Annotated in this window: 9 protein-coding genes; 7 read left to right on the top strand and 2 right to left on the bottom strand. The window is 38.9% G+C overall.

Going from position 1 to position 8,842, the window contains the following annotated elements; translation table 11 throughout:
• Positions 1–124: 124 nt before the first annotated feature.
• Positions 125–1,126, bottom strand: a complete 1,002-nt coding sequence (locus tag VB797_RS22415) for a multicopper oxidase domain-containing protein (protein WP_323239954.1) — start codon at positions 1,124–1,126, stop codon at positions 125–127.
• A gap of 591 nt (positions 1,127–1,717) precedes the next feature.
• Between VB797_RS22415 and VB797_RS22410 the strand changes: the two genes are divergently transcribed.
• From VB797_RS22410 to VB797_RS22390, 5 genes are all read left to right on the top strand, one after another.
• Positions 1,718–2,644, top strand: a complete 927-nt coding sequence (locus VB797_RS22410; RefSeq protein ID WP_323239953.1) for an energy-coupling factor ABC transporter permease — start codon at positions 1,718–1,720, stop codon at positions 2,642–2,644.
• Positions 2,637–3,293 (top strand): energy-coupling factor transporter transmembrane protein EcfT, encoded by a 657-nt coding sequence (locus VB797_RS22405; protein ID WP_323239952.1) that lies wholly within the window; start codon positions 2,637–2,639, stop codon positions 3,291–3,293. Before VB797_RS22410 ends, VB797_RS22405 begins: the two co-directional genes overlap by 8 nt.
• A gap of 138 nt (positions 3,294–3,431) precedes the next feature.
• Positions 3,432–4,151 carry an energy-coupling factor ABC transporter ATP-binding protein gene (locus VB797_RS22400; RefSeq protein ID WP_323239951.1) on the top strand — a complete coding sequence of 240 codons (720 nt, stop codon included), beginning with the start codon at positions 3,432–3,434 and terminating at the stop codon, positions 4,149–4,151.
• Between the two features lie 103 nt (positions 4,152–4,254).
• Positions 4,255–4,572, top strand: a complete 318-nt coding sequence (locus tag VB797_RS22395; protein ID WP_323239950.1) for a hypothetical protein — start codon at positions 4,255–4,257, stop codon at positions 4,570–4,572.
• Between the two features lie 396 nt (positions 4,573–4,968).
• Positions 4,969–5,397, top strand: a complete 429-nt coding sequence (locus VB797_RS22390) for a hypothetical protein (RefSeq protein ID WP_323239949.1) — start codon at positions 4,969–4,971, stop codon at positions 5,395–5,397.
• A gap of 610 nt (positions 5,398–6,007) precedes the next feature.
• Here VB797_RS22390 and VB797_RS35045 read toward each other — a convergent pair.
• On the bottom strand, positions 6,008–6,085 hold the full coding sequence (locus tag VB797_RS35045) for a hypothetical protein (RefSeq protein ID WP_416350899.1): 78 nt from the start codon (positions 6,083–6,085) through the stop codon (positions 6,008–6,010).
• A 322-nt stretch (positions 6,086–6,407) separates the two neighbouring features.
• Between VB797_RS35045 and VB797_RS22385 the strand changes: the two genes are divergently transcribed.
• Both VB797_RS22385 and VB797_RS22380 read left to right on the top strand, forming a co-directional pair.
• Positions 6,408–7,967 carry an iron uptake porin gene (locus tag VB797_RS22385; protein WP_416350898.1) on the top strand — a complete coding sequence of 520 codons (1,560 nt, stop codon included), beginning with the start codon at positions 6,408–6,410 and terminating at the stop codon, positions 7,965–7,967.
• Between the two features lie 111 nt (positions 7,968–8,078).
• Positions 8,079–8,842 (top strand): hypothetical protein (locus VB797_RS22380; RefSeq protein ID WP_323239947.1); only part of this gene is annotated, 764 nt, incomplete at its 3' end.

Genomic DNA, 8,842 nt, shown 5'->3' with positions numbered 1-8,842 from the left:
GTTGGTTGAGGCAATCCCCAATGAATTGGGAAGCCTACACTGTACCGTTAGGTCAGTGTAGGTAGTTCACATCTATAAGCCCTCTTTAAGGAAGGTTTGGGAAGAACGAAAATCTCGGAATCTTTCACGAACGGCTTCTCTCGATGACTTCAAAATTACCCATGCAGCCATGTTCTGCAAATATGTCTTGATGGGGATGAAACATATATTTACCGGGATATTTGTAGGAAAATTCCAAAATATGCCGTTCCGCAGTTCCCATAGTGATGACATCAGTTTCGTGAGTAGGTTTTAAAGTCATTCCCGTAGGATAAACCTGGAAAAAGTTGGCATGGAGGTGAAATGTCGCGGCAACATCAAACTCAATCAGATTCAGCACATACAGCCGCACCAACTGATTTTGATAGATTCGGATCGGATGATCCATATAGTATTCAGGTATGCCATTGAAAGCATATAGTTCGTTCTTGTCGTCACCATTAATGTCATATCCAGCCATAATCAACACCATTTCGTCTGCTGGAGGACGAGGTTGGGGCGGATCTATGATAAACATCCCGTACAAACCCTTACTAATGTGACGAGTTACGGGTTCTATATGACAGTGGTAAAGTTGGACTCCGTAGGGTTCCGCGTCAAATTCGTAAATTGTCTCCTTCCCATTCGTTACCGGACGAACTCCATCCGAAGTAGCCGGATGGGTACCGTGAAAATGCATTGAATGCGAATGTCCCCCTTTATTCAAGAAAATAATTCGGACGCGATCGCCAACTTTAGCTCGGAGTGTTGGTCCCGGTACTTGTCCGTTATAAGTCCAAACATTGAAAGAAACGGCGCTATTTAAATCAATCGTCTCATTTGTGGCAGTTATGCGGAATTCTCTAATTTTACGACCGTTTTCTTGCTTAATTGTGCCGTAATCAAAATTCCTTAATACCTTCATCGGGTTCTGGCGATCGGCAGGTATCTCGTCATCGATTGGTGGTATTTTTATTCGCGATTTGCTTTGAGTTAGTGAAAGCCAAAGTAATCCTGCACTCGATGCACCAGCCCCAACCAATCCCAGCTTCAGAAATTGACGGCGACTCCAAATTTTATCTTTGTTGAGAACAAAGCGATTGTGCATGATTTTGCTATTACTTAAGCTACTTAATTGATAAATATTTTCAAGTATTATCAAAAATTGAGTATAGATTAATTAGGATATATTGTCAATTATTTATAAAGATATCTGGATTATTCGTTTTTCGTGACTTTTGCTTAAGTATTAGTACTTATAAAATCCCAGGTGTTGAAAAACCAGATTATTTAATTCTTATTCCCAAATCCAGTAGTATTTAATTTTTTAAATATTCCTATACTGACCTACCCTTTTTTCTGTTTTCCCTTCCCTATTACAGAATTTTAATTATTTTCTAAATAAAAGTCATAAAGCTAATAATCCATCATATTATACTGATGTTTAGACAGTAGTTTATATTACAATTTTGTCTCTAAGGGTCATAAATTAGTAGTATTTTATTCTTTGTAATTCATCAAAAAAGATATTTTCAAAAAAAGTATATTTTCAGATCTTAAATTGATATAAAACATACGCGATAACCACAAAAAATGCCCCCGTAGGGGATTGTATTCGACATAAAAATTATGTTTTATATTAATAAGCTAAGTATGATTTTTACAGTTTTTGTAGTACCATAAAGAATTTCTCTTCACTATGCATATTCCTGATGGCTTTGTTTCCGTTCCGGTAGCTGCGGCTACTACCATAGCGAGTGTGGCTGGACTGGGTATAGCTTTAGTTCGCTCAAAAGATGCTTTTGGAGTACGTCGCGCTCCGGTATTAGGTTTAACTACCGCTTTTATTTTTGCCGCACAAATGATTAACTTCCCTGTAGCGGGTGGAACTAGCGGTCACTTATTAGGTGGAGCTTTAGCGGCAATAGTATTAGGTAGCCCTTGGGCGGGTGCTTTGTGTCTTGCTACTGTATTAATTATTCAGGCTGTACTGTTTGCGGATGGTGGAATTACAGCCTTGGGAGCGAACATTTTTAACATGGGATTCGTTGGGGTTTGGGTCGGTTGGAGTTTAACCCAGACTTTGCATCGATTATTTGGAGGTTCAAAAAGTCGTTTGCCGTTAGCTGCGGGGATTGCAGCAGCAATAAGTGTAATAGTTGCCGCAGTTACAGCTTCCATTGAGTTAGCAATTTCGGGTACCGCAAATTTAGCTGTAGTTTTACCGGCAATGGCAGGGGTACACATTCTAATTGGTGTTGGCGAAGGTTTAATTACTGGAAGTGTACTGACTTATTTAATCAAGGCTAGACCGGATTTGTTGCCGGGGAATGAGCAAGAGCAGATTCGCAGCTGGGTTGTTCCGGTAGTAGGTATTCTTTTAATTGCTGGATTGCTATCTTTATTTGCTTCAGCTTGGCCCGATGGTTTGGAAAAAGTTGCTGAAGATTCGGGGTTTATTGGCTTGGGGGAAAAAGTCCGGATTTCAATCCCAACACCTTTTGCAGACTACACATTTAATAATAATGAAGGTATCGGTACGAGTATTGCTGGAATTGTTGGAAGCATCGTTTGCTTTGCAGTTGCATGGGGTATTGCCCAAGTAGTGAAACCGAAAAATGCATAAACTTTCTCTAACTTTACGATTGCAGTTATCTTTAATAATTGTAATTGGGGCAGCTTTTCTGAAATTAAATTCTTGGTATTGGCTGGGTGCTTATGCAATCATTGCGGTTTGTTGGGCTGTTTCATCGCGCGTACCAGTTCGTAAATTAACAGGTTTATTAGGTTTAGAACTGATATTTTTATCATTTCTAGCCTTACCTTTAGGTTGGGAACGAGCAAGTTTTTTGTTGGTTCGTTCTTTGATCTGTTTGTTAACGATGAATAGCTTTTTATTGACTTTACCACCTCATAGTTTCGGCATTGCCCTCAAAGGTTTACCTCTTCCAGGGGCTTTTAAAGAGACTTTGTTATTAGCCGGACAATACTTAGAAATTTTGCTTGGAGAAGTAACTCAAATGCAGCGTAGTGCGAAACTTCGCGGTTTGAACGGTGCGAGTGGATGGGTGCGCTATGCCAATGCTGCGATGATTGGGGCTTTGTATCTCCGCAGTCTTGACCGCGCCGAACGAGTTTACGCCGCAATGATCGCTCGCGGCTACAACGGAATGCTACCAGTAGATTCCACACCGAGAATAAAAGAGCGTTTTGCTTTGTTAGCAATGGGTATTTTAGCTTGCAGTTTGACCGTAGCTTCTTACCAATTCTTCTAATCACCAATTTATACTTAATAAATTGATTTTTACTAGACGTTGCTACCCCCGCGTTAAAGCGATCGAATGCAACGTCTTTCAATATGTAAAATATTATGCGATATTTGTTCACTTATTATTTAAAACTAAAAATTAACCATGCAAAAACCAATTGTAGTTCAAAATCTTGCCTATGCTTATCCTAATCAAGAACCAGTTTTGCATGAAATTTCATTTACATTAAATGTAGGAGAAAGAGTTGCATTAATGGGCCCGACTGGTTCTGGAAAAAGCACGTTGTTAGAGAATTTAATTGGTTTAAAACAGCCATCAAAAGGCAAAGTTATAATTAACGATATTCCATTAGAACCGAAAACTTTAGCAGAAGTGCGGCGTTATATTGGGTTTGCATTTCAAGATGCTAACGACCAATTATTTATGCCCACAATATTAGAAGATGTTACTTTTGGTCCTCTTAATTACGGTGTACCAGTACCAGAAGCAATAGACATAGCGCGACAGTTGTTAATGGACTTTGGCTTAGAAGCTTATGCAAAACGTTCCGCACACGAACTTTCTGGGGGACAAAGAAGACTTGCAGCCTTGGCATCGATTTTGGCTTTAAAGCCTGATATATTGATTTTGGATGAGCCAACCAATGGACTTGACCCCGCATGGCGACGTAATTTAGCCAAAGTATTGTTAAATTTACCAGTGAAGGTAATATTAGTTGCTTCCCATGACCTAAATTGGTTAAGTAAAGTTACTGAACGCGCTTTGGTTATTTCAGGGGGTCGCATACACCTAGACAGCGACATTCAGTCACTTTTACAAGATAATGAGACTTTGGAAAATTTGGGTTTACCAGTAGGTTGGTGATAATCTTTAACAAGTCATGCCGGAATTGTCAGTAGTGGATAAGGAATACAATTCGAGGGACACTTGGCTCAGATAGTAAGAATACAATTGGAGAAAATCTTGGATGAATAAATTTGACGATATTGAAATCGACCTGAAAAATGTTGATTTTGCTTCACTTGATACGGATGAAGATTTTCGCAAAGAAGCGCAGAGATTGTTACCGCAAGCATTGGTGCAAGTTGGAGAAGCAATGGCTGAGAAAACTTGGGATGAATTACAAAAAGAAATGCAAAAATCGGGAATGAAAACTAGTGCTTCTGCGAGTTCTAAACGTAAATTTATTCAAGAAACAAAAAGAACCTATCAGCGAAATGCTAGCAGTAGAGAGAAGCGAGAACTTGAAGATTATATAATTGAGCAAATGCATCAGCGTAAGTAATAAAATATTTATCTGTGATTAACTATCAATTTAGTTAATAAAGCTATAGAGGCATCATGTAAGATGCCCTTTTATTAAATAGGGAATAAGCAATAGAAAGCTGATTAAGTATTTTTTTAATCAGTATGGAGCAATTTATCAGTCGAATTGTAATTGGTGCAAGATTTAGGTATTAGAGATTGTAGAAGATCCCGTAATGAAGACGGGAGCTACAGAGTCGCGATCGCATCGATCTATTTACGCGACATTGACGGAAATTTGATTGAAATAGCAAATTTGTGGAACACTTAACAAAATTACCGAATCTTCGGATACTATGATTTCGGTACTGCTCAAAGTAGGCTATTAATGTTTAATTTGAATAAATATAAGGTAATTGTTATTGTGAATCTGAGCATGGCTTTGCTAATTACAGGCTGTAACGAAAGCAAGCAAGCTCAGTGTCAGCGACTAATTAAAGTCGTAAATGAGGGAACTTCTCTAATTGAAAAAAATAAAGGCTCCCAAGTTACATTAAGCTTGGGTTTAGCAAAGGATTTGGAAGATGTTACCAAAAAAATGGATCGACAAAACTTCCAAGACCTTAAAATTGAAGATTTCAAAAACCAATCTGTCAAACACTTTGAAACTTTTAGCAAAAATATCAAATCCGCTGCTGTTGCGCTTGGTTCAGCGAAAACCGCTGAAGTCTCGTTAGCTGGTAGGGAAAAAGTTAGAAAAGCTCAAAAAGATATAGAAACGCACCTCAATCAAGTTTCAGATACTGCTAAAAAATCTGATACCTTAGCTTCTGATTTGAATAAGTACTGCAATAAAGCGGAATAATTAATTATCAACGATCAATTATCAGTCTCTCAGTTCGTAGTTCGTAGGTTGGGTTCACGGCGCACGAAGAGTAATGATACTAAACAAGAAATTAACAAGAGCGCTGTAACCCAACAAATTCTTTCCGGGGTATTCTTAAATATCCCAATTTAACGGAAAATAGTTCGTAGGTTGGCTTCACGGCGCACGAAGAGTAATAATACTCAACAAGAAATTAACAAGAGCGCTGTAACCCAACAAATTCTTTCCGGGGTATTCTTAAATATCCCAATTTAACGGAAAATAGCAATGTTGGGTTACGACACGATAATTATAATTCGCCTTATAAACAAAAGTTGCCTGCTCGTGTCTAACCCAACCTACAAGCTGAAAAGTCTCGCGCTTTAAGTATATTCACATAAATTGGTGCTTTTTATGACTTTTTATTGAAAAAGATTCCTGAAGTTAACCCATTATTTCTGTGAAAGGGAATATTGGTGTTAGTAAAGCGAGATACAATGCCGGATATCAGTCTACTGATGGCAAGCGTGTTAACAAAGGGACAACTTACTGTACCTGAGTTACCTGAAGAACTGCCACAATCAAATACACAGCAACAATCACGGCAGAATCAAAAAATAGAAGCTGCTCCATCGGTACAAATCGCTCCACCAGAGTTTGTTGAGTCCGATAATTCAAAACTAACCAACGATTTAAGCGAACAACCTCAAATAGGGAATACTTTACAAACGGGTAAATCGGATCAAACCGAAACTTCATCTGTTTTACAATCTCCTCAAACTGTAATTCCACTCCCAGAAGCGGAAACAAAGCATCAAAATATACTGAAAAAAAGTCGAGATAAGATTCAGTTTAAAGATTCTTTTACTTTGACTCAACAAGTATCTGAAAATAAACACCAAGAACACAAACAAGATTCACCGTCTTCTATAAAAACCTTTGTTTCGGAATCAGTATCTTCCCCGCAATCTAATTTAGAGCAGGAAATTCCCAGCTTTGCTCAATTTGAAATGGAAGATAGTCAAGAATTGAAAAAACAAGATATTTCTAAATCCACAGAATCAGAAAATCCGATGTCGCAAGTTACATCAGTATCAGAGCTTGACGATGTAAGTCCAACTGACTGGGCTTACGATGCTTTACAATCTCTAGCAAGCCGTCATAATTGCGCTCTGGGATATTCTAATAATACTTTTCAAGGCAATAAAGCTATCAATCGCGATCAATTTGCTACTGGAATCGATGCTTGTTTACAAAAAATCAACGAATTGATTGCTAGTAAAGCGACTGCTATTGACGAACAAGATTTAGTTATTCTACAAAGGTTGCAAAATGAGTTTCGTGCAGAATTAAATCAATTGCAAAAACGGATTGTTTCTTTAGAAGAAAAAAGCAGCGAATTAAAAGCAAATCAATTTTCCCCGACCACGAGATTTTTTGGACAAGTTACTACTAGTTTCCAAGGAAGCAATAAAAACGAAGTAGATTTATTTCCTAGAGATGGAGTACCCGAACGTACCGCACAAACAAACCTAACTTTCGCTAACAGTATGCAAATTACGTTAGCAAGTTCATTTACGGGAAGAGATTTGCTGTTAACTGGTTTGTATGCAGGAAATTTAGGTTCTTCTGCATCGTCGTTGTTTACCAATATGGGTCGTTTGGGTTTTGAATCGGACACAAATAATGATGTATTTATCAATGATTTATCTTATCGTTTCCCCATTTCCGATCGCTTAGGGGTTGTGGTTGGTGCAGCAGGTGTTAATCCTACCAGCACATTTCGCGGAATCAATCCCTTAGAAGGTTCTGGAGAAGGAGCAATTTCTGCTTTTGCTCAACGCAACCCAATTTTAGGAATTGGTAGCGGTACGGGTGGTATCGGTTTTGATTGGCAAATTAACGATCGCATGAGTTTACAAGGAGTTTACAGCGCTCAATTTCCTAGTTTTGCAGCAGATAAAAGCGTTGGGGGACTTTTCGGTGGGAGACAAACCCTTGGAACTCAACTGACACTGACACCTGTTAACGATATCGACGTTGGCTTGAATTATCTTTATTCCCGCTCTCCCGATGGTTTATTAGCAACTGGTGTTGGTGACGCTCAGCTAACTTCTCCTTTCGCACCGACTACGAGCTTTGATACTCAAGCTATTGGTGCTACCGTTGCATGGCGCATCAATCCTAATTTGCAGTTAGGAGGTTGGGGAGGCTGGACTTTTTCCAATCCGCAAGATATTCAAGGAAGCGTAGAAACTAATAACTGGGCGGTATTTGCAGCTTTTCCCAATTTAGGACGACGCGGTAATTTGGGAGGAATTTTGATCGGACAACCCCCCAAAATTACATCTAGTAGCTTACCCGACGGATTCAACTTTCCCAATTTTTCTGACAACGGAACACCAGGGGGACGCGATGCTACATCTTTGCACGTAGAAATGTTTTATCGCGCTCAGTTAAATCAAAATATCGCTTTAACTCCCGGATTTTTCGTAGTTTTCAACCCCGACCATAATCAAAGCAATGACCCTTTAATAGTAGGAGCGTTAAGAGCCACCTTCCGGTTTTAATTTGACGTTGGTGTAAATGTAATCAATAGAGTTAGTTGTATTTACTTGCAACTATTTTTTTCAACGAGCCTGATAATTTAAAAAAACAATCTTTAAAAAAACACTTTTAATATGCAACAGATTGAATACCGTAAATTAGGTTTTACAGCCATTCTTAGCAGTAGTTTAGCTGCAACCATTATTAGTTTAGCTACACCAAGCGCTTTTGCTCAACAAGTTACGACTTCACCGCTGACCGTTCAAAGCACTGGGACAATATCCGGAACTCTGATACTTCCTTCTTTTAATCCCAACTACAACAAAGTTATTACCCGTGTAGATACTGATGAAAGTGGTGCTTATTATCGCAATGCAGGTACTAAGAAAAATCCTAATTTAGTCCAAGTTTATAAGTCAGAATACGTTAATGTGAAAGTCCTGGCTGATGGCAGCATGAATTACCACGTTAATTTTAAAGGTATTCCCGTTACCTCTCTTGATGCGGTGATCGAATCTCCGGTGTTGTCAGACGGTGAAATGACTACGTTTAATTATGATGGTCAAATCCCAGATGCCAGAATTAAAGCAGTAGTTCAAGATGAATTTGGAGTCAAAAGAGCTTTTTATACCGGCACCCTCACTGACCCCGAAACGGGAACGCAATATCAAGGTACTTTTGAGCTTACAGGACAAGGCCCACGATATAGCGATCGCAATGGTGGTGATAGTCCGAATGTATTCGATTATAAGTCCGACCAGCCGGGTCTTCCCAGATCTGAACCCTTCAAAATTAAAGACGACTCTCCTTTAGTAAAGCTGTATATCAAAGTACCCGAAGGTACATCAATTGTTAATCCATCAACAGGTGGTGGGACTCCCCCATCAACAACAGGTAG

Origin of the sequence: Rivularia sp. UHCC 0363 (assembly GCF_034931125.1) — a bacterium.
Classification (GTDB): Bacteria; Cyanobacteriota; Cyanobacteriia; order Cyanobacteriales; family Nostocaceae; genus Rivularia.
Note: the sequence above shows the minus strand (reverse complement) of the source record. Positions and strands in the feature narration are given on the sequence as shown.